Below are 18,828 nucleotides of genomic sequence, written 5' to 3'. Positions count from 1 at the left end.
GCGCGCCTGAAGGTCACCTCCGTCCGACTATCTCGAGCTCGACCGTCTCCGAGCGCTGCTCCCACAGCTTGAGCTCCTTGATCTGGCGCTTGGCTTCTTTGTCGAACGTGAAATGCACGAGCTGGTGCCCGGCGTCGTTCCTGCGTGTCTTGTTGCGGTCGGGGGCGGCTGCGATCATCTCTTCAACGGCCAAACCGGCCTCCTTGCTGTCGCTCGCCCCCATGTCTTCGTCCCCCTGAACGGTCAAGACCGCTTTGCGGTTCGACGGTACGAGAAATAGTTTAGCGTACCTTGAAGCTGATACTAGAGGGGAAACGGCCTAGTCGCCGCGGAGACGGGACGGTTCGTCGGGGGGAATACGGTTTGTGGAAGCGTAGGTTGTCACAGGGCGAGTGGCGGGCGTGCAAGGCGCCTTACTCGTTCTACCACGAATTCATGGAGGAGTACTGGGAGGGTGGCCCGAGCGAGGGACTGGGCGCGTGCCTTCACCGCCTGTGTACGCTCGGTCGAAAGATGGGTGTCGCCTCATTCGTGGTGGAGGAGGGACTTGGGCGGCCCGACATCGAGGACGAGATCGAGCACCTTGAGGCCCTGGGCCCTCGCGTCGCCGGTTCGGTCCGGGCGAGCGTGGTGACGTTCCTCGACGTTGGCCCGCGGCGCGATCAAGACAGGCTCAAGATCAAGCCGGCGTCGATCATCGGGCAATTCTGCATCATCAGCTTTCCGGTCGCCGAAGGCGAGACGCGTAGCTACATATACGAGGCCTATCACCGAATCCCCGCCAGGGACAAGAAGCCGCTGCTCAACAACCACATATCGATGTGGGGACGCCTTGCCGTTACGGTTGGTGGTAAGGAGCACCGCTTGCCGGCCGCCTATTTCTGCCAGCAGAACGGTGTGACGAGCATCTGCGCGCACAGTGCGACACGGATGATCGTCCGTACGAAGACCGACGTTCCGGTGAGCGTGCGCGACCTGAACACTTTCTGGGACTATCAGCCGGGCGGACGGGTCACCGTCACGAAGCTACTCGCGGCGCTGAGGCACTACAGCATGAACGTCGTCGCGCACGCGATGGACGAGAAGATGCCGACTGGTCGGGACGAACATCGCCCGGAAAGGGTTTGGCGGCAGCTCGCGCTGCTGGCGGATTCCGGGACGAGCAGTCTACTGATCTTCTCCGCCGGCACGACGGTCGACCACGTCGTACCGGTCGTCGGTCACACTGTGAACACGGACGAATGGCATCCCATCGGCGCCACCCTCCATGTGAATGGAAAGGAGCACGTATCGTCCAACAGCCTGTGGATCGACCACCTCGTCGTCCACGACGACATGCTTGGTCCCTACTACTGCCTGTCCCGTGCCGCCCTGTTGCCGGCGGAAGAGGACGAGCCTATCGAAGTCCGCCTGGTTGTCACCGTACTGGACGATGCGGTGGAGCTTTCGCCGACGCAGGCGGACGGCGTAGGCCGGCAGGCGATCAGCGGACTGATAACGCAGCTCAGGAACCGCAAGATGGGCGATGGCGACTGGTGGGAATACCTTTGCAAGTCGCTCGAGCGCAGACTGTTCCGCACGACGTTGATCAGGCGTCAGGACTACACCGACACGCTGCGGGTAGGGCGCCTCGACCGGGATCAGAGCGCCATGGTGCGGAGGCTGGAGGACGAGCTGCCCGAACTAATGTGGATGTGCGAACTCTCCGTGCCGAACCTTTTCCTCGCCAACCGAGCGAGGCTCGGGGAGGTCCTGATCGACGCGCGGGCCTCCGTAAGGGACAACGGTGTTGGAGCCATAAGGATGTTTCGGCTCCCTTCGCTGCTGGGCGTGGTCGCACCGGGCCGACCTAGCGCGTTCCAGGTCGCCTCCTGGCCTGTCAAGGGTCCGGTGCCGATGCACAAGGCGCTTCAGGGGGAGACTTGGTAGGACGACGCCGACGTTGCGGAGCGCCAATCCGCTAGTGGCCGATGGCCCGCCCGCCTGAATCTGTCCCCAGCCGACTCGGGCTGCCGATCGCACTTGAGTAAAGCGAAACCAGTTCCGTCTTAGCGAGGCTTGGCTTCGCGGCGACGTCGCAGATGATTTCGTCGAAGTCGAGCGCCTCTATGACGGTCCTGACGCCTGGGATCTTGGCGCGGATCAGGTAGTGGGCTTGGCTACTCAGCCATAGGTCGTCATGCACCCGCCCGGCCCTCGCGCCGACCCGCTGAACCGCGAAATCCGCCTGGTGCGGATCTCTGACGAAGTCGAAGTGCTCGTGCTTCAGGGGCGATAAGCGAAGCTCGCGCTCGATGGGACGACGGACCCAGATCTGGAAGATGGAAGGCACATGGGTTGGCCTCGAGCAGAACGTGAAGGCATCGTTCTCCACCGTCTCCTCGTGGAGCAGGTGGAAACGCCGGTTCAGCCTGTTCTGGATGGACGCCTTTCGAAACGACCGGGGGAGGATGAACGCGATCACCTCGGCCTGCGCCGCAGCGTGGTTGAAGAATCTGATCGCCATCCCGTTGGAGAATGGCGGGTTGCCGATGAAGGCGAGGGGTCTGGTCGTCGAGATCGACGTTTTCAGGAAATCCCTCGACTCGATCCCGTCGGCCTTCGGGTCGATGTCGAGGGCGCGACTGCCGGGTGGCAGCAGCGACGAGAAGGATCCGCTTCCCGCGCTCGGCTCCACCATCAGAAAGCGTGTTGGGTCGACGAATGAACAGAAGACGGCATGGAGGCGTCTCGCAACTGAACGTCGCGTGTAGTATTGGCTTAGGCGACCGGCGGTCTTCTGACTGGCGGCCTGCGATGACGCGAACCGGTGGCCTTCAGTCCGATGGGGTGTCGTGGCAGGTGGGGTCATCCACGCTGACCCGGATGCTTGAGCATGGTTGATCGGCCCGCGTCCGGTACGGTGCGAGAACTCGGCATGGACGACGCCGACGGTCCCGGACGAGCGCGATGCGATCGCCAGGTGTAGCGTTATCCAACCTGTTGATGTGCGGCCCTCCAGGGGCCGGCAAGTCGCTAATGGCGTCGTGCCTGCCAGGCATCCTGCCGCCGCTCGATGCGGCCGAGGCGCTGGAGGTGTCGATGGTGCAGTCGGTGGCGGGGACGCTGACCGGCGGCCGGCTGACGCGGACGCGGCCGTTCCGCGCGCCGCACCATTCGGCGAGCATGGCGGCGCTGACCGGCGGCGGGCTGAAGGTGAAGCCGGGTGAGGTGAGCCTGGCGCATCTCGGCGTGCTGTTCCTCGACGAGCTGCCCGAATTCGGCCGTGCGGTGCTCGATTCGCTGCGCCAGCCGCTCGAGACGGGGACGGTCAGCGTCGCGCGCGCCAATGCCCATGTGACCTTTCCGGCGCGGGTGCAGCTGATCGCGGCGATGAACCCGTGTCGCTGCGGGCATCTGGGCGACGCCAGCCTCGCCTGCGCGCGGGCGCCGCGCTGTGCCGCCGATTACCAGGCGAAGGTGTCGGGGCCGCTGCTCGATAGGATCGACCTCCATGTCGACGTCGCGGCGGTCAGCGCGGCCGACCTGGTATTGCCGCCACCGGCGGAAGGCTCGGCCGAGGTCGCAGGCCGCGTGGCGGCAGCGCGAGCGATCCAGTCGGCGCGCTATGCGGGGCAGGGCGTACGCACCAACGCCGAGGCCGACGGGCCGCTGCTGGAAGCGGTGGCGACCCCCGACGAGGCGGGCCGGACGCTGCTGGCACAGGCGGCGGCTCAGATGCGGCTGACGGCGCGGGGATACACCCGGGTGCTGCGGACGGCGCGGACGATCGCGGACCTGGCGGGGGTGGAGCAGGTCGGCCGTGTCCATGTCGCCGAGGCGCTGAGCTATCGGCGGCGGGCGGCGGTGAATTGAGGAGTGCGTCGCTTACCTCCCCCTCCGTCAGGCTACGCCTGCCACCTCCCCCTGGCGGGGGAGGATTAGAGAGGAATTGATCCTCCCCCGCCAGGGGGAGGTGGCGCGGCGAAGCCGTGACGGAGGGGGAGGGGGGCGATGCGGCTCGAGGGTACAGCGTTCGGCAAGCGCAACGCGAAGCGGCTCCGGCGAGAGATGACGCCGCCAGAAGTCGCCCTGTGGCTGGCATTGCGGCGTCATGGAGGAGGTTTGCGATTTCGCAGGCAGTACGCCGCTGGCGACTATATCCTAGACTTCTACTGTGCGCCTACGCGTCTAGCCATCGAGGTCGATGGGGAAGCCCATTCACGAGGGGATCGCCCAACGCAAGACGCGATCCGCGACACCTGGCTTCGTGACCGAGGCATCCTCGTCCTTCGCTATCCTGCCGTCGACGTGTTGAACAACCTTGACGGCGTGATTGCCCAGATCATGGCTATCGTCATCGAAAGGTAGATGATGCCCTCCCCTCCGTCACCCCTGCGGCGTGCCACCTCCCCCGGGCGGGGGAGGATTGCCCCGCTCATGCAGTTGGCTCCACAGTCCTTCCGTCCCCGCCTCTTGCGCCTTGTTGAGATACTGGCTCGCGACCAGCCAGCCCTTGATCGGTCGCAGGGGATAGAGGCTGCCGGCGATGATGACGGGGATCGACGTGAACAGGTGGATCCACCACGGCGGCTCGAAGTGAACCTGAATATAGACCACGACGAAGACCAGCGGCAGCAGGACGATGCACAGGACGAAGAAGGCGGGTCCGTCATCCGGCGCCGCGAAACGATAGTCGAGGCCGCAAACGTCGCAGCGGTCGACGATCTTCAGCCAGCTCTTGAACATATGCCCCTTGCCGCAGCGCGGGCACAGACCCTTCCAGCCGGACTCCATGATCCATTGGAACTTGGTGCGGCCCGGCGGCAGCAGCGAGCCTTCACCTGGGTTGGTTTCTGGCATGGTCATGCCATTGCCGTAACGACCTGCGCGTTGCTGGCAATGAGACAAATTGACCCGCTGGCATTCGGCGCAACGATGCGATAGGCGCGTGCCCGTCGCTGGCCGTGCGGGCGTGGCGAAATGGTAGACGCAGCGGACTCAAAATCCGCCGGAGCAATCCATGTCGGTTCGAGTCCGACCGCCCGCACCACCGTCTGCTCCGCCGCTATTGGCGCGTTCCCGATCGCTGTCATCGTCATGCCCTATCAAACCCGATGACGAACGGGTTGTTCAAATATTTCGGTCGCTACGCTCAGATTATTCGATCTCGTCAGTAGACGAAGGGCGTGGATTGGCCCATCGGTCAGAACGTGAAATCTTTCTGTTAGATATCGATCAGTCGCGACTGGCCCGACAGGAACCAAGGGCGGTGGCGACGCGCTTCATTGGCAATAGTCAGAACATTGCCGTGAGGAGTAGGATCGATGAAGACGATACTTGCCATGATGGCGACCGCGACCCTTGCGTCGGCCGCGATGGCGCAGACGATGACCCCAACCGGCTATGTCGCCGCGGCTGGCGCCGGCGACATGTACGAGAAGCAGTCGAGCCAGCTCGTGCTTGGCACCACCAAGGACGCCAAGGTGCGTCAGTTCGCGCAGATGATGATTCGCGACCACGACAAGTCGACCGCCGACGTTAAGGTTGCCGCCGCCAAGTCGGGCGTGCGCCCGGCGTCGCCCCGGCTCAATGCCGATCAGGCAAGCATGATCGCCCAGCTGAAGGCAGCGAAGGGCGACGCGCGCGATAGCACGTACCTGACGCAGCAGAAGATGGCGCACGAGCAGGCGCTGGCGCTCCACCAGGGCTATGCGACCAGCGGCACCGCGCCGGCACTGAAGACCGTCGCCGCCAACATCGCGCCGGTGGTTCAGCATCATATCGAGATGTTGCAGGCGATGTGAACGGCGCGCCGTCGTCCGGCGGCGAGGCGCGACCATCGGTACGGTATCGGCGCGCAACCTAAACCATTTGGTGCGCGTTCTTTTCTTGGCTCGGATCGTCAGCGGTCCGGGCCGCTTCGCATTGCGGACAACGACAGGTGCCGGCCGCACGGCACGCCACAGGGAATCGCGACCGATATCGATCGGCGCGGGCGAGCAGGGGGTTTCATCGATGGGGTTCACACGACGCACGCCGCGGGGCTGGATGGCCGGCGCGGCAATAATCGCGCTGTCTTCGGTCGCGCAGGCGCAGACGGCGCCGCCGTCACCGCCTGTCGGCACCGACCAGGCCGCGGCGACCGCCGACAGCACGCCCGCGCCGGGCGAGGACATCGTCGTCACCGGATCGCGCATCGCCCGTCCCGATTACCAGGCACCCAATCCGATCGTGTCGCTGAACGAGGCGGATCTGCGCCGGTCGGGCAACACCAACATCACCACCTTCCTGCAACGCGTGCCGGCGCTGACCAATTCGGTCGACAACACGCGGGCGGCGGGCAATGCGCAAGCGGATGGCGCCTTTGGCCAGGTCGGGCTCAACCTGCTCGACCTGCGCGGGCTGGGGCCGAACCGCACGCTCGTGCTGGTCGACGGCCGCCGCCACGTCGCGGGGCAGCCCAATACCGCCGCGGTCGACATCAACTCGATCCCGACCGACCTCGTCCAGCGCGTCGACGTGCTGACCGGCGCGGCGAGCGCGGTCTATGGCGCCGATGGCGTCTCAGGCGTCGTCAACTTCGTGATGCGCCGCGATTTCGAAGGCGTCGCGGCGCGTGCGCAGATGGGCGTGTCGGAGCGTGGCGACGCCGCCAACCGCTTCGCCTCGATCATCGCCGGGCATAATTTCGCGGGCGGCCGCGCCAACCTGACGCTGGCCTACGAGTATAACGAGGACCAGCCGCTCGCCAACGACGACCGCGATTACCTGCGGCTCGACCAGCGGCAGTATTTCGTCAACCTCGACAATTACGATCCTACGCGCGCCGGCAGCTATCAGGTCGGGCCGGTCGGCAACCTGCGCTATCCCTATGGCTCGAACCAGGGCTATATCACGATCGGCGACCAGACGTTCCGCGGCGACGGCGCGATCTACACGCCGGGCCGTTTCCTGCAGAACGACGGCTATTCGATTGGCGGCGACGACACGCCGGTCGCCGGATATATCGGCGACATCCTGCCCGCGACGCGCCGCCACGCGGTGAACGCGCTCGCCAAGTTCGACGCGTCGGATGCGTTCAAGGTCAGCCTGGAGGGCAAGTTCGTCGAAACGACGGTGCGCACCTTCGGCGGCTTCAGTGGCAATTATCCCGCGACGATCGCGCTCGACAATCCGTTCATCCCCGCGACCATCCTGAATGCGGCGCGGGCGGCAGGGCTGACCTCGATCGACGTCAGCCGCAACAACTTCGACCTGCCGCGGCGCGGCGAGGAGGATCGGCGGCGGACGTGGCGCGGGGTGGTCGATATCAGCGGGCGGCTGACCGAGCACGCGAGCTACGACGTCTACTATACCTATGGCCGCACAGAGGTGCGCGCGACCAAGCTCAACGACCGACTGGCGGATCGCTTCACCAACGCACTCGATGCGGTCAGCCTGAACGGACAGATCGTCTGCCGCTCGGCGACGGCGCGCGCGGCGGGGTGTATCCCGGTCAACACCTTCGGCGGCAATACCGTCAACCCGGCGTCGTTCGGCTATTATCTCAGCAATCCGGTCAGCAACGCGACGGTCGACCAGCATGTCGTCAACGCCTCGCTGACCGGCGACTTCGGCCAGTTCTTCACGCTGCCCGGCGGCGCGATCGAGTTTGCGGTCGGCGGCGAGTATCGGCGTGAATCGAGCCGCTTCACGCCCGCGCAGTCGCTGGTCGACAACCTGTTCTACCAATATGATGAGTATATCATTCCGACGCCCTCGTCGGGGAAGTTCGACGTCAAGGAAGCGTTTGGCGAGCTCAACGCACCCCTGCTGAAGGACGTGCCCTTCGCCAACATCCTGTCGTTCGGCGCGGCGGGCCGGTTCTCCGATTATTCGACGATCGGCAGCACGCGCGCCTATTCGTTCAATGCGATCTGGGCGCCGATCGCGTCGATCAGCTTCCGTGGATCGTACGGCCGCTCGGTCCGCGCGCCCAATATCGGCGAACTGTTCCAGCCGGTGACGGGGACGAGCAACTTCTTCAACGACCCCTGCTATGTCGCCAACCGGTCGCAGGGCACGTCGTTCCGCGACGCCAACTGCCGCGCGCTGATCGCCGCGTCGGGTGGCAACCAGGCGACCTTTACCGCCGTGAACAATCCCAATGCGACGATCTTCATCCCCGGCACGCAAAGCGGCAATGCCGGCTTGCGGCCAGAGGTGGCGCGGACGTGGACCGCGGGCGTGGTGCTGCGCCCGGCGTTCATCCCCGGCCTGTCGATCAGCGCCGATTGGTACGACATCCGCCTGACCGACGCGATCAACACCCCCGACGCCAACACCGTCGCGACGCTATGCGTCGACCAGCCCAGCCTCGACAATGCGTTCTGCCAGTCGATCACGCGGCAGCGGGGCACGGGCTTCATCAACGGCTTCACCGTCCAGCCTCAGAACGTCGCGGCATTCCGCACCGCGGGCCTCGAGGTCAACGCCAACTATCGCTTCTCGATCGGCGCGGCCGGCGACGTCGACCTGCGCTTCGTCGGCGGCTATCTCGACAAGCTGGAGCAGATCGCGACGCCGGGCGCGGCGATCGAGAACAACGTCGACCAGGTGTTCCGCCCGCAGTGGAACTTCAACGTATCGCCGACCTGGACGATCGGCGCGTTGACGCTGAACTACAACCTGCGCTGGCAGGACGGGGTGCGGCGGTTCGGCCGGATCCAGACCGACGGCAACGCGAGCTACGTCGACCCACAGTATTTCCGCTACAAGGAGCTGTGGCAGCACGACGTCCAGGCGCAGATCGCCGCCGGCGAGCGGTTCGATTTCTATCTCGGCGTCAACAATATCGGCGATCAGAAGCCGGACATCGGCTTTTCCACCAACGTGCCGATCTCGCCGGTCGGGCGGTACTACTACACCGGCGTCCGGGTGCGGTTCGGTAAGCGGTGATACTCCGTCATCCCGGCCTTGAGCCGGGATCCATGGGTGCCGAAAGCGCCTGATCTGGTGGTTGAGGTCAGCCGCCCGTGGCAAGCTGGATCCCGGCTCGAGGACGGGATGACGAAGCAGGGCGAAAGGCCCGGAGCTGCTACCGGCTCCGCTTCCCCCCCATCCGCATCTTCTGCTGCTTGCCGTAGCGCGTCTTGCGCGTCCCCGGCTTGCCCTCGTTGCTGCGGCCCATGAGCGGCGCCTTGTGCTGCTCGACGGGGAGGCCGAGCTCTTCCTGCTCGAGGCTGCGGATCTCGTCGCGCAGGCGGCCGGCTTCCTCGAACTCCAGGTCCGATGCGGCCTTGCGCATCTTCTTCTCCAGCTCCTCGATGTACGCGCGCAGGTTGTGGCCGACCATGTGCGGCCGCTCGTCGTCGATCTCGACGGTGACCTGATCCTTCGATGCGACATGGGCGATGATGTCGCCGATCTGACGGCGGATCGTCGTCGGCGTGATGCCGTGTTCGGCATTATACGCCATCTGCTTTTCGCGACGACGCGCGGTCTCGTTCATCGCCCGCTCCATCGAGCCGGTGATGCGGTCGGCATAGAGGATGACGCGGCCGTCGACGTTGCGCGCGGCGCGGCCGATCGTCTGGATCAGCGACGTTTCAGAGCGCAGGAAGCCTTCCTTGTCAGCGTCCATGATGCACACCAGCCCGCATTCGGGAATGTCCAGGCCTTCGCGCAGCAGGTTGATCCCGACCAGCACGTCATAGACCCCCAGGCGAAGATCGCGGATCAGTTCGATGCGTTCCAGCGTCTCGACGTCGGAGTGCATGTAGCGGACCTTGATCCCCGCCTCGTGCATATATTCGGTCAAGTCCTCCGCCATCCGCTTGGTCAGCGTGGTGACGAGCGTGCGATAGCCCGCCTCCGCGGTCTTGCGGCATTCGACGATGCAGTCCTGCACCTGCTCCTCGACCGGCTTGATCTCGACCGGCGGATCGATCAGGCCGGTGGGGCGGATGACCTGCTCGGCGAAGACGCCGCCGCTCTGCTCCATCTCCCAAGATCCGGGGGTCGCCGACACGCTGACGGTCTGCGGGCGCATCGCGTCCCATTCGTTGAAGCGGAGCGGGCGATTGTCGATGCACGACGGCAGGCGGAAACCGTATTCCGCCAGCGTGATCTTGCGGCGGTGATCGCCCTTCGCCATCGCGCCGATCTGCGGCACCGTCTGGTGGCTCTCGTCGACGAACAGCAGCGCGTTTTCCGGCAGATACTCGAACAGCGTGGGCGGCGGCTCGCCCGGCAGGCGGCCGGTCAGGAAGCGGCTGTAATTCTCGATGCCGTTGCAGCTGCCGGTCGCCGCGATCATCTCCAGGTCGAAGTTGGTGCGCTGCTCCAGCCGCTGGCGTTCGAGCAGCTTGCCCTCGATCTCCAGCTCCTTCAGCCGCTCGCTGAGCTCGTGCTTGATCGCCTCGGTCGCCTGCTTCATCGTCGGACCGGGCGTGACATAGTGCGAATTGGCGTAGATGCGCACGCTGTTGAGGCTTGCGACCTTCTGGCCGGTCAGCGGATCGAACTCGACGATCTCCTCGATATCGTCGCCGAAGAACGACACGCGCCAGGCGCTGTCCTCATAGTGTGAGGGAAAGATTTCCAGCGTGTCGCCGCGGACGCGGAAATTGCCGCGCTGGAACGCGGCGTCGTTGCGCTTGTACTGAAGCGCGACGAGCTTGCGGACGATCTCGCGCTGGTCGACGGTCTGGCCCTTCTTCAGGTCGAAGATCATCGCCGAATAGGTTTCGACCGAGCCGATACCGTACAGGCAACTGACCGAGGCGACGATGATGACGTCGTCGCGTTCCAGCAACGACCGCGTCGCCGAATGGCGCATACGGTCGATCGACTCGTTCACCGAGCTTTCCTTCTCGATGTAGGTATCCGACCGCGGGACATAGGCCTCGGGCTGGTAGTAATCGTAATAGCTAACGAAATACTCGACCGCGTTGTTGGGGAAGAACGACTTGAACTCGCCGTACAGCTGCGCCGCCAGGATCTTGTTTGGCGCCAGGATCAGCGCGGGGCGCTGCATCGCCTCGATCACCTTGGCCATGGTGAAGGTCTTGCCCGATCCGGTGACACCCAGCAGCACCTGATCGCGCTCGCCCTCCCTCGCCGCACCGACCAGCTCGGCGATCGCGGTCGGCTGGTCGCCCGAGGGTTCATAGTCGCTGACCAGCTCGAACCGCTTGCCGCCCTCTACCTTGGCGGGTCGCTGCGGCCGATGGGGGACGAAGGTGTCGCCGGTCTCGGGTTCGGCCAGGTTGGTACGGATCTGGATCGCCATGGTGGGAATATGGTGGCGGCGGCGCCACCCGCAACTCGCCTCATGCGATCAGCCGATCAGGTCGAGCGTCCTTTCCAGCCGGTCGAGGTCCACCCGATAGCCCGCGCATTCCTGCTCGGCGATCGTATAGGCCGACCGGATCCCGGCGACATTGGCGAAGAACAGATAGCTGTGCAGGAATCGGTCTGCCGGTTGGATGGTGAGCAGCGTGCTGCCGGGCGGCATCGCCATCAACGCGTGACTCTGATGGCTGCCCTCGATCGACACGACGAGCTTGGCGCGTGACAGCAGTCCCGCGATCTCCGCGACCGAATGCTTCATTGGATCGACGGAGGCGAAATCGTGGCGGGCGAGCGCAGCCTCGAACGCGTCCGCGTTGTTCACGCTGCGGCCGCTGGTGCCGCCAGACCGGACCAGATAGACGCGCTCCGGCGATGACGGCGGGGCGGCCAGCGCCCTGACCCTGTCGCGCAGCCGCGCCCAGCGTTCGTTGCGCGCGCTGTTCAGGCCACGATCGTCGATGACCCACAGTCGGTCCACCGCCGCATAGCGCACCGGCCGGACATCGAGTCCGCTGACGCTCCGATATTCCGCCTTGTGATGGGTTGCGGGCGGGCCAAACGCCAGCGCGTCGAGCCCGCGATCTGCCGCCAACAGCTCGGTGCTCTGCCCATCGAGCAGCCAATGCCCGAAATACATTTCGGACGACGTGTCGCTGGACAATTGCGCCTCGCCGTGACGATCGACATGCCCGGGGATAAAGGGTGCGCGCGAAATCCCGGGGGTGACGACGTTATAGTCATAGCCATAATAGACGCAGCCGTCCGCCAACAGGGCATTGTCGATCCGATAGGCCAGGGTGGCGCCGTGGGAAAACTCACCCTCGTTTTCGAGCTGCCTGATCTCGTCGACCGTGGTGTGGGGCATCGTACCCGTTGCCCGCTCGGATTCGCCGGGCAGCGACAGGATGCCGGGCGAATAGATTCGTTCGGCGGGCGCCAGTTCGATCGCCTCGGCATGGTCCCGGTAGGTGCGTCCCAGGCCGGCCTTGCCCCTTACGCGCGCGATGATGGGAAGAGCGCGCCTCCACGGGCTCAGCGTGACCGTCTCGACCATGGGGAACGTCCATTGCAAAAATGAAGGGTGTCATGAATGCCCCCGCCCGTGTAAAGATAAAGTTTGCCGCTTGCGCGTTGACACCGGGGGTAGCGGCGATAGTGCGACGCGCTTTCATAGGGGCCGTGCGCCCTTCTCTCAGTCCATTTGGCGAAGACCGATGAACATGCTGACGCGTCCGCCGGCGCTCATTCCTGATCACACTGCTTTCCAGACCGCGACCGTCAAATGGGTTCGGCACTGGAACGAGCATCTGTTTTCCTTCGCGGTCGACCGGCCGCCGTCGTTCCGCTTCCGCTCGGGCGAGTTCGTGATGCTCGGCCTGCCGGGCGAGGATGGCGGCAAGCCGATCATGCGCGCCTATTCGATCGCCAGCCCGGCCTATTCGGACGAGCTCGAGTTCCTGTCGATCAAGGTCCAGGATGGCCCGCTGACCGGGCGGCTGCAGATGATCCAGGCGGACGATCAGCTGTATCTCGGCCGCAAGCCGACCGGCACGCTGGTGTGCGACGCGCTGCTCGGCGGGCAGCGGTTGTGGATGCTGTCGACCGGCACCGGGCTGGCGCCGTTCCTCAGCCTGGCGCGCGACCCCGAGGTGTATGACCGCTTCTCGCAGATCATCGTCGTCCATGGCACGCGCCGCGTGTCGGACCTGGCGTATCACGACGAGCTGAGTGCGCAGCTAGCGGACGATCCCCTGGTCGGCGACCAGGCGCAGACGCAGTTCCACTATATCCCGACGGTGACGCGCGAGCCGTTCGCGACCACGGGGCGCATCACCGACCTGATCGCCGACGGCCGCCTGTTCGGCGCGCCGGTCGAGGGGCCGGCACGGTTCGATCCCGAGATCGACCGCGTGATGCTCTGCGGCTCGACCGCGATGATCAAGGAAACGGCGGGGCTGCTCGAGGCGGCGGGGCTGGAGGAAGGCTCCAACGCCAAGCCCGGGCAGTTCGTGATCGAGCGCGCGTTCGTCGATTGAACCGCAATCCTCCCCCTGGCGGGGGAGGATGAAGGGTGGCTAAGGTGCGGGAACCACAAGGGGGATTCCTGACACATGCGTCACCTGCTCGCCGCCGCGCTGCTGCTGTCCACCGCCACGCCGGCGCTGGCTGCCGAGCCCGATTATGCCGCGGCGGTTCGCGCCGATTATCGCCAGAGCCTGGGTGCGATGTGGGACTGGTTCCACCGCAATCCCGAGCTGTCGATGCGCGAATACAAGACGTCGGCGAGGATGGCGGCCGAGCTGCGCAAGGTGCCGGGGATGCAGGTGACCGAGAAGGTCGGCACTACCGGCGTGGTCGGCGTGCTCAAGAATGGCGCCGGACCGGTCGTGCTCGTGCGCGCCGACATGGACGGCCTGCCCGTCGAGGAGAAGTCGGGCCTGGCCAATGCCTCCACGGCGCGTCAGATTGGGCTCGACGGTGTGGAGGCGCCGGTGATGCACGCCTGCGGCCACGACACCCACATCACCGCGCTGGTCGCGACCGCACGGCGGCTCGCGGCGCTGAAGGATCGCTGGCACGGCACCGTCGTCTTCATCGCCCAGCCCGGCGAGGAGCGGGTGATGGGCGCCAGCGCGATGCTGAAGGACGGGCTCTACACGCGCTTCCCCAAGCCCGACTATGCGCTCGCCTTCCACAGCAATTCGGAAGGCGCGAGCGGGACGGTGTCGGCGTCGGAGAGGATCCAATATTCCTCGTCTGATTCGGTCGACATCACCGTCCCCGGCATCGGCGCGCACGGCGCCAGCCCGCATGCCGGCAAGGATCCGGTCTATATGGCGTCGCAGCTGGTGATCGCGTTGCAGGGGCTCATCAGCCGCGAGCGGATGCCGCTCGATCCCGGCGTCATCACCGTCGGCAGCTTTCACGCCGGGCTGAAGCATAACATCATCTCCGACCAGGCGAAGCTGCAGGTGACCGTGCGCGCCAATGACGAGGCGACGCGGGCGCAGCTGCTCGCCGGGATCAAGCGCGTCGCCCGCGGCGTCGGCGTGATGAATGGCATGCCCGAGGACAAGATGCCCATCGTGACCGTGACCGAAGGCACGCCGACGACGACCAACGACGCCGCGCTCGCCCGCCGGCTCAATGCGGTGATGGTGAAGACGCTGGGACGCGAGAACGTCATCCCCTTCGAGCAGAAGGGCATGGGCGCGGAGGACTTCGCCTATCTCGTCCAGCCCGACAGCGGGGTGAAGGGCTATTATTTCGCGGTCGGCGGCACACCCGCCGCAACGATCGCGGCGGCAGCGAAGGGCGGGCCTGCGGTGCCGTCGCATCACTCGCCGCTGTTCAAGGTCGATCCCGAAGCGGTGGTGGTGACGGGGACGGTGGCGATGACCGCGGCGGTGCTGGATCTGCTGGATCAGGCCTAATTCGATCCTCCCCCTTGGCGGGGGAGGATCGCCTTATCGAAGCGCGCGCACCGCTGGCGTGTCCAGGCACGCCAGCCGCTGCTCGCGCGTCATCGCGGGCACCGGGGCCGGCGCGCGATACAGCGGCACGTCCTGCGGCATGCCGATCGGCACGCCGGTGAACCCCGTCTGCCGCGTACATGCCATCGCCGCCGCCAGCAGCCTGGGCGGCGTGTCGTATGCCTCGTACGACAGGCGGAACGTCCCCCAGTGGATCGCCAGCCCGTGCGCCGCGCCCAGGCGGCGATAGACCTCGACCGCATCGAGCGGGCCGATGTGGCTGCCGGCCCCCATCTGGCCGGGCGCGAAGCGGAACGCGCCGATCGGGATCAGGGCGAGGCGGATCGGCCCCAGCGCCGCCGCCTCCGCTGGCCAGTGGCCATCGCCGAAGCCGGTGTCGCCGGCGAAGAACAGGTTGCCGCCGCTCGGCAGGCGGACGACGAAGCTGGACCAGAGCGCGCGATTGCGGTCGGCGAACCAGCGGCTGCCCCAATGGTGGTTGCGCGTCACCGCCACCTCGACGCCCGGCCGCACCGTCAGCCGCTGGCGCCAGTCGAGCGCGGTCGCCTTCGCACCGACCTGGCCGATGACGCTGTCGTTGCCCAGGCTGGTGACGATCGTCGGCCGGTCGCGCTCCCAAAGCCGCTCGAGTGTCGTCAGGTCGAGATGGTCGTAGTGGTTGTGGCTGACGAGGACGAGGTCGATCTTCGGCAGCTTGTCGAACGCGATGCCGGGCGCCGCGACGCGCTTGGGCCCGAACCCTAGCGGACCGGCGCGGTCGGCGTAGATCGGGTCGGTCAGGATATTGAGGCCCTGCGTCTGGACCAGCACCGTGGCGTGGCCGACCCAGGTCGCGACCATCCGCGTGCCCTCGACCCGCGCCGCGGGCGTCGCCTGCGCGACCGTCACCCGATCGGGCCAGACGGGACGCCCGTCGTTGCCGCTGAGATAGCGCCAGAAGAATCCGGCCCGCCCACCACGTCCGCCGGTTGGCGAGCGCAGCGTATCGGCGTCTCCATCGGGGTTGAAGAAGCGCTGGCCGTCGAAATGGTCGCTTGCCGGCCCTTCGTAATAAAGGCGGTCGAGGAAGCGCGGAACGAGCGCGATCGCCAGCGCCAGCAGGATGAGCACCAGGAGCACCGCACGGCCCAAGAACTTCAGGACGGTCGCCATCAGCGGGCGGTGTGGATCGACGGCGAGACGGTGGCAAGCATGGCGAACGAGCGATCGGGAAGGCGCGGGGTTCCGCTTGCGCGCGACGGTGTGCCGGCTAGCATCGCCGCGATATGAAGGGTCTATTGATGAAGCATCTGATTCTCGTGGGTTTATTGGCTGTCGCCGCGCCGATCGGGGCCCGTGAGGTGCCGGTCGAGGAGCGATCGATCGACGATCTGCAGGCGGCGATGACCGCCGGGCGCGCGACGAGCGTCGATCTGGTCCGCGCGTATGAAAAGAGAATCGCGGCGATGGACCGCAAGGGGCCGATGCTGCGCAGCATCATCGCAATAAATCCCGACGCGCTGGCGCAGGCGCGCGCGCTCGATGCCGAGCGTCGGGCCGGACGGGTGCGCGGGCCGCTGCATGGCGTGCCGGTGCTCATCAAGGACAATATCGAAAGCGCCGATCCGATGGCGACGACCGCGGGCAGCCTCGCGCTGAAGGACAATGTCACTCGACGCGACGCACCGCTGGTGGCGCGGCTGCGCGCGGCGGGGGCGGTGATCCTGGGCAAGACCAACCTGTCCGAATGGGCCAACATCCGCTCGACCCGGTCGATGAGCGGCTGGAGCGCGGTCGGCGGATTGGTGCGCAATCCGTATGCGCTCGATCGCACCGCCTGCGGTTCGTCGTCGGGGTCGGGCAGCGCGATCGCGGCCAGCTTCGCCGCGGCGGGGGTGGGGACCGAAACCGACGGGTCGGTGGTATGCCCCTCGTCGATCAACGGGCTGGTCGGGCTGAAGCCGACGATCGGGCTGGTCAGCGGCGAGCGCGTGGTGCCGATCAGCCATTCGCAGGACACGCCGGGGCCGATGGCGCGCAGCGTGCGCGACGCGGCGCTGATGCTGTCGGCGATGGCGACCGGCGGGGCGAATGTCGATTATGCCGCGGGCCTGTCGACCAGCGCCTTGTCGGGCATGCGGATCGCGGTGCTGCGACCGGAGATGACCGCCGATCTCGCCGCCCGCTACGACGCCGCGCTGGCGGTGCTGAAGGCGGCGGGCGCGGAACTGGTCGAGGTCGAGGCGCCCAAGCTGCCGGGGCTGGGCGAGGCGGAGCTGCTGGTGCTCCAGACCGAGCTCAAAGCCGATCTCGACGCCTATCTGGCGACCACGCCGGCGAGCGTGCGTACCCGGACACTCGATCAGGTCATCGCCTTCAACGAGGCCAATGCCGCCACCGAGATGCCGTTCTTCGCACAGGAGACGTTCCTGGCGGCGGCCAGGACCAAGGGCCTCGACGATCCGGCCTACAAGGCGGCGCGCGCCAAGTCGCTGGCGCAGGCCAGCGGGGCGATCGACGCGCTGCTTGCCAAGGCGAGGGCGCGCGTGCTCGTCGAGCCGACCTATGGCCCGGCCTGGCTGAGCGATCCCGTCTATGGCGACCAATATGGCGGCCCCAGCTCGTCGACCTTGCCGGCGGTGGCGGGCTATCCCAACCTGACGGTGCCGATGGGACTGGTCCGCGGCCTGCCCGCCGGGCTGTCGTTCATCGCGACCAGGGGCGGCGACGCGACCGTGCTGGGTGCGGGCTATGCCTATGAGCAGCGTGCCAAGCAGAGGGTCGCGCCGCGCTATCTTTCGACGGCGGATGCGGGGCCGGGGTTGGACCCGGTTCGGTAACCGTGGCCGCTACCGGTCGATCAGGGGCGCCGCTCGAGCAGCTCGGCGCGGACGTGGATTGCGCGCAGCGATACGCGGACCTCGACCAGGAACGAGATCAGCGAGGCGACCAGCAGCACCATCGCCATGATGAACGACAGGGCGACGATGGTGCCGATATGCAGCTTGGCGAGATTGGCGACGAACAGCAGCGCGACGACCAGGCAGGTCATGATCGCGCTCGCCACCGCCAGGAACAGCGAGGCGTTGATGATCGTCACCCGTCGGTCGAGCCGGCGCAGTTCCCAGACGTGGCGTTCGTGCTCGGCCCCGGTCGAGCGCGGATGCAGCGCTTCGAGCGCACGGGCGCGATCGACCACGCGCGACAATCGTCCGGCGAGCACGTTCAGCAGCCCGGCGATGCCGGCCAGCATGAAGACCGGGCTCAACGACAGCTGGATCGTCTGGGCGATGGTGGAAACGGCGTAGACGGTCGGCATAGGTCGGCGCACCTTAACGCATGATCCGGGTGAGGGAAGGGCGATCAAATCCTCCCCCTCCGGGGGAGGACTTATGAGGGAACCGCCCGCCGCGCGGTCAGTATCTTCACCGGTTCCGCCAGCATTTGCCCGTTCATCGCGGGATTGCGGGCAGTGGCGGTCGTCGGCATGCCCAGAATGCTGCGCACGGTGTCGGTGCCGTCGACGACGCGCCCGAACACCGCGAAGCCCGGGTCGCCGGGCTTGGCATCGAGCGACGTGAGGTCGCCGACCGAGATGAAGAAGTCCGCCGTCGCATTGCCCGGCACGTCGCGCGCCATCGAGATCGCGAAGTCCCTGTTGCTCAGCCCGGTCAGCGTCGTCGGTTCGTGCGCGACGGGGGGATAGAGCCGCTTGGGGTCGTTCTGCACCCCGCCCTGGATCAGGCCAGCGCCGTCGCCCAGCTTCATCGCGCGGTAGAAGATGGTGCCGTCGAGCCGCCTGGCATCGACGTAGCGAAGGAAGTTCTTGGCCGTCAGCGGCGCATGGACGGGATCGACCGCGATCGTCATCGGCCCGGCGCTGGTCGTCAGCACCACGCGCACCTCGCCCGGCTGCGGGGTGGCGACGGGGGCCGGGGTGGGGGCCAGGGTCTGCGCGGCGGCGGGGCTGCCCAGCGAGAGCGTGGCGAGGAGGAGGGCGGTGAGGGTCTGGCGCATCGAAGGGCTCCGGCTGATTGTC

The 18,828-nt window shown here is 66.4% G+C and carries 15 protein-coding genes, 1 tRNA gene and 3 pseudogenes; 10 read left to right on the top strand and 9 right to left on the bottom strand.

Going from position 1 to position 18,828, the window contains the following annotated elements; translation table 11 throughout:
* Nucleotides 1-13: 13 nt before the first annotated feature.
* Entirely contained in the window at nt 14-223 is a 210-nt protein-coding gene (locus GGQ80_RS14680) for a hypothetical protein (RefSeq protein ID WP_183986166.1), read from the bottom strand.
* A 290-nt stretch (nt 224-513) separates the two neighbouring features.
* Here GGQ80_RS14680 and GGQ80_RS14675 point away from each other — a divergent pair, with 290 nt between their 5' ends.
* Nucleotides 514-1,929 carry a hypothetical protein gene (locus tag GGQ80_RS14675; RefSeq protein ID WP_221364416.1) on the top strand — a complete coding sequence of 472 codons (1,416 nt, stop codon included), beginning with the start codon at nt 514-516 and terminating at the stop codon, nt 1,927-1,929.
* Between the two features lie 31 nt (nt 1,930-1,960).
* Here the strand turns inward: GGQ80_RS14675 and GGQ80_RS14670 are convergent, their stop codons facing one another.
* Nucleotides 1,961-2,680: an SAM-dependent methyltransferase gene (locus GGQ80_RS14670; RefSeq protein WP_183986162.1), complete on the bottom strand. Its 720-nt coding sequence runs from the start codon at nt 2,678-2,680 to the stop codon at nt 1,961-1,963.
* Between the two features lie 296 nt (nt 2,681-2,976).
* On the opposite strand from GGQ80_RS14670, the pseudogene GGQ80_RS14665 reads away from it, so the two are divergent.
* Both GGQ80_RS14665 and GGQ80_RS14660 read left to right on the top strand, forming a co-directional pair.
* Nucleotides 2,977-3,855: pseudogene (locus tag GGQ80_RS14665) on the top strand (YifB family Mg chelatase-like AAA ATPase); the annotation flags it as partial.
* A 138-nt stretch (nt 3,856-3,993) separates the two neighbouring features.
* Nucleotides 3,994-4,350, top strand: a complete 357-nt coding sequence (locus GGQ80_RS14660; RefSeq protein ID WP_183986160.1) for an endonuclease domain-containing protein — start codon at nt 3,994-3,996, stop codon at nt 4,348-4,350.
* 18 nt (nt 4,351-4,368) lie between these two features.
* Here the strand turns inward: GGQ80_RS14660 and GGQ80_RS14655 are convergent, their stop codons facing one another.
* A complete protein-coding gene (locus GGQ80_RS14655) occupies nt 4,369-4,842 on the bottom strand; it encodes a DUF983 domain-containing protein (RefSeq protein WP_183986403.1) in 474 nt (157 codons plus the stop codon).
* Nucleotides 4,843-4,948: 106 nt separating this feature from the next.
* On the opposite strand from GGQ80_RS14655, the gene GGQ80_RS14650 reads away from it, so the two are divergent.
* Nucleotides 4,949-5,032: transfer RNA gene (locus GGQ80_RS14650), tRNA-Leu, on the top strand.
* A 274-nt stretch (nt 5,033-5,306) separates the two neighbouring features.
* Nucleotides 5,307-5,786, top strand: coding sequence for a DUF4142 domain-containing protein (locus tag GGQ80_RS14645; RefSeq protein ID WP_183986158.1), 480 nt, complete (start codon nt 5,307-5,309; stop codon nt 5,784-5,786).
* A 304-nt stretch (nt 5,787-6,090) separates the two neighbouring features.
* Here the strand turns inward: GGQ80_RS14645 and GGQ80_RS18840 are convergent.
* Nucleotides 6,091-6,315, bottom strand: a pseudogene (locus tag GGQ80_RS18840) (hypothetical protein); the annotation flags it as partial.
* On the opposite strand from GGQ80_RS18840, the pseudogene GGQ80_RS18835 reads away from it, so the two are divergent.
* Both GGQ80_RS18835 and GGQ80_RS14640 read left to right on the top strand, forming a co-directional pair.
* Nucleotides 6,208-6,543, top strand: a pseudogene (locus GGQ80_RS18835) (TonB-dependent receptor plug domain-containing protein); the annotation flags it as partial. The pseudogenes GGQ80_RS18840 and GGQ80_RS18835 overlap by 108 nt on opposite strands.
* A 24-nt stretch (nt 6,544-6,567) precedes the next feature.
* Nucleotides 6,568-8,919, top strand: coding sequence for a TonB-dependent receptor domain-containing protein (locus GGQ80_RS14640; protein ID WP_425506071.1), 2,352 nt, complete (start codon nt 6,568-6,570; stop codon nt 8,917-8,919).
* A gap of 139 nt (nt 8,920-9,058) precedes the next feature.
* On the opposite strand, the gene uvrB is transcribed toward GGQ80_RS14640, so the two are convergent.
* Nucleotides 9,059-11,254: an excinuclease ABC subunit UvrB gene (uvrB, locus tag GGQ80_RS14635; protein WP_183986156.1), complete on the bottom strand. Its 2,196-nt coding sequence runs from the start codon at nt 11,252-11,254 to the stop codon at nt 9,059-9,061.
* A 48-nt stretch (nt 11,255-11,302) separates the two neighbouring features.
* Nucleotides 11,303-12,370, bottom strand: coding sequence for a glycosyltransferase family 61 protein (locus GGQ80_RS14630; protein ID WP_183986154.1), 1,068 nt, complete (start codon nt 12,368-12,370; stop codon nt 11,303-11,305).
* A 166-nt stretch (nt 12,371-12,536) separates the two neighbouring features.
* Here GGQ80_RS14630 and GGQ80_RS14625 point away from each other — a divergent pair, with 166 nt between their 5' ends.
* Nucleotides 12,537-13,352, top strand: a complete 816-nt coding sequence (locus GGQ80_RS14625; RefSeq protein WP_246347117.1) for a ferredoxin--NADP reductase — start codon at nt 12,537-12,539, stop codon at nt 13,350-13,352.
* A 75-nt stretch (nt 13,353-13,427) separates the two neighbouring features.
* Complete coding sequence (locus GGQ80_RS14620; protein WP_183986150.1) at nt 13,428-14,750, top strand: amidohydrolase; 1,323 nt, start codon at nt 13,428-13,430, stop codon at nt 14,748-14,750.
* A gap of 33 nt (nt 14,751-14,783) precedes the next feature.
* Here the strand turns inward: GGQ80_RS14620 and GGQ80_RS14615 are convergent, their stop codons facing one another.
* Nucleotides 14,784-15,962, bottom strand: coding sequence for an MBL fold metallo-hydrolase (locus tag GGQ80_RS14615; protein WP_183986149.1), 1,179 nt, complete (start codon nt 15,960-15,962; stop codon nt 14,784-14,786).
* Nucleotides 15,963-16,090: 128 nt separating this feature from the next.
* On the opposite strand from GGQ80_RS14615, the gene GGQ80_RS14610 reads away from it, so the two are divergent.
* Nucleotides 16,091-17,629, top strand: a complete 1,539-nt coding sequence (locus tag GGQ80_RS14610) for an amidase (RefSeq protein WP_183986147.1) — start codon at nt 16,091-16,093, stop codon at nt 17,627-17,629.
* A gap of 20 nt (nt 17,630-17,649) precedes the next feature.
* Here GGQ80_RS14610 and GGQ80_RS14605 read toward each other — a convergent pair whose 3' ends face one another.
* On the bottom strand, nt 17,650-18,108 hold the full coding sequence (locus GGQ80_RS14605) for a DUF2721 domain-containing protein (protein WP_183986145.1): 459 nt from the start codon (nt 18,106-18,108) through the stop codon (nt 17,650-17,652).
* 71 nt (nt 18,109-18,179) lie between these two features.
* Entirely contained in the window at nt 18,180-18,806 is a 627-nt protein-coding gene (locus GGQ80_RS14600; RefSeq protein WP_183986143.1) for a peptidylprolyl isomerase, read from the bottom strand.
* Between the last annotated feature and the right edge of the window lie 22 nt (nt 18,807-18,828).

The organism is Sphingomonas jinjuensis (assembly GCF_014197105.1).
Lineage (GTDB): Bacteria > Pseudomonadota > Alphaproteobacteria > Sphingomonadales > Sphingomonadaceae > Sphingomonas > Sphingomonas jinjuensis.
The sequence above is the reverse complement of the archived record's forward strand: the minus strand, read 5'-3'. Positions and strand labels throughout refer to the sequence as shown.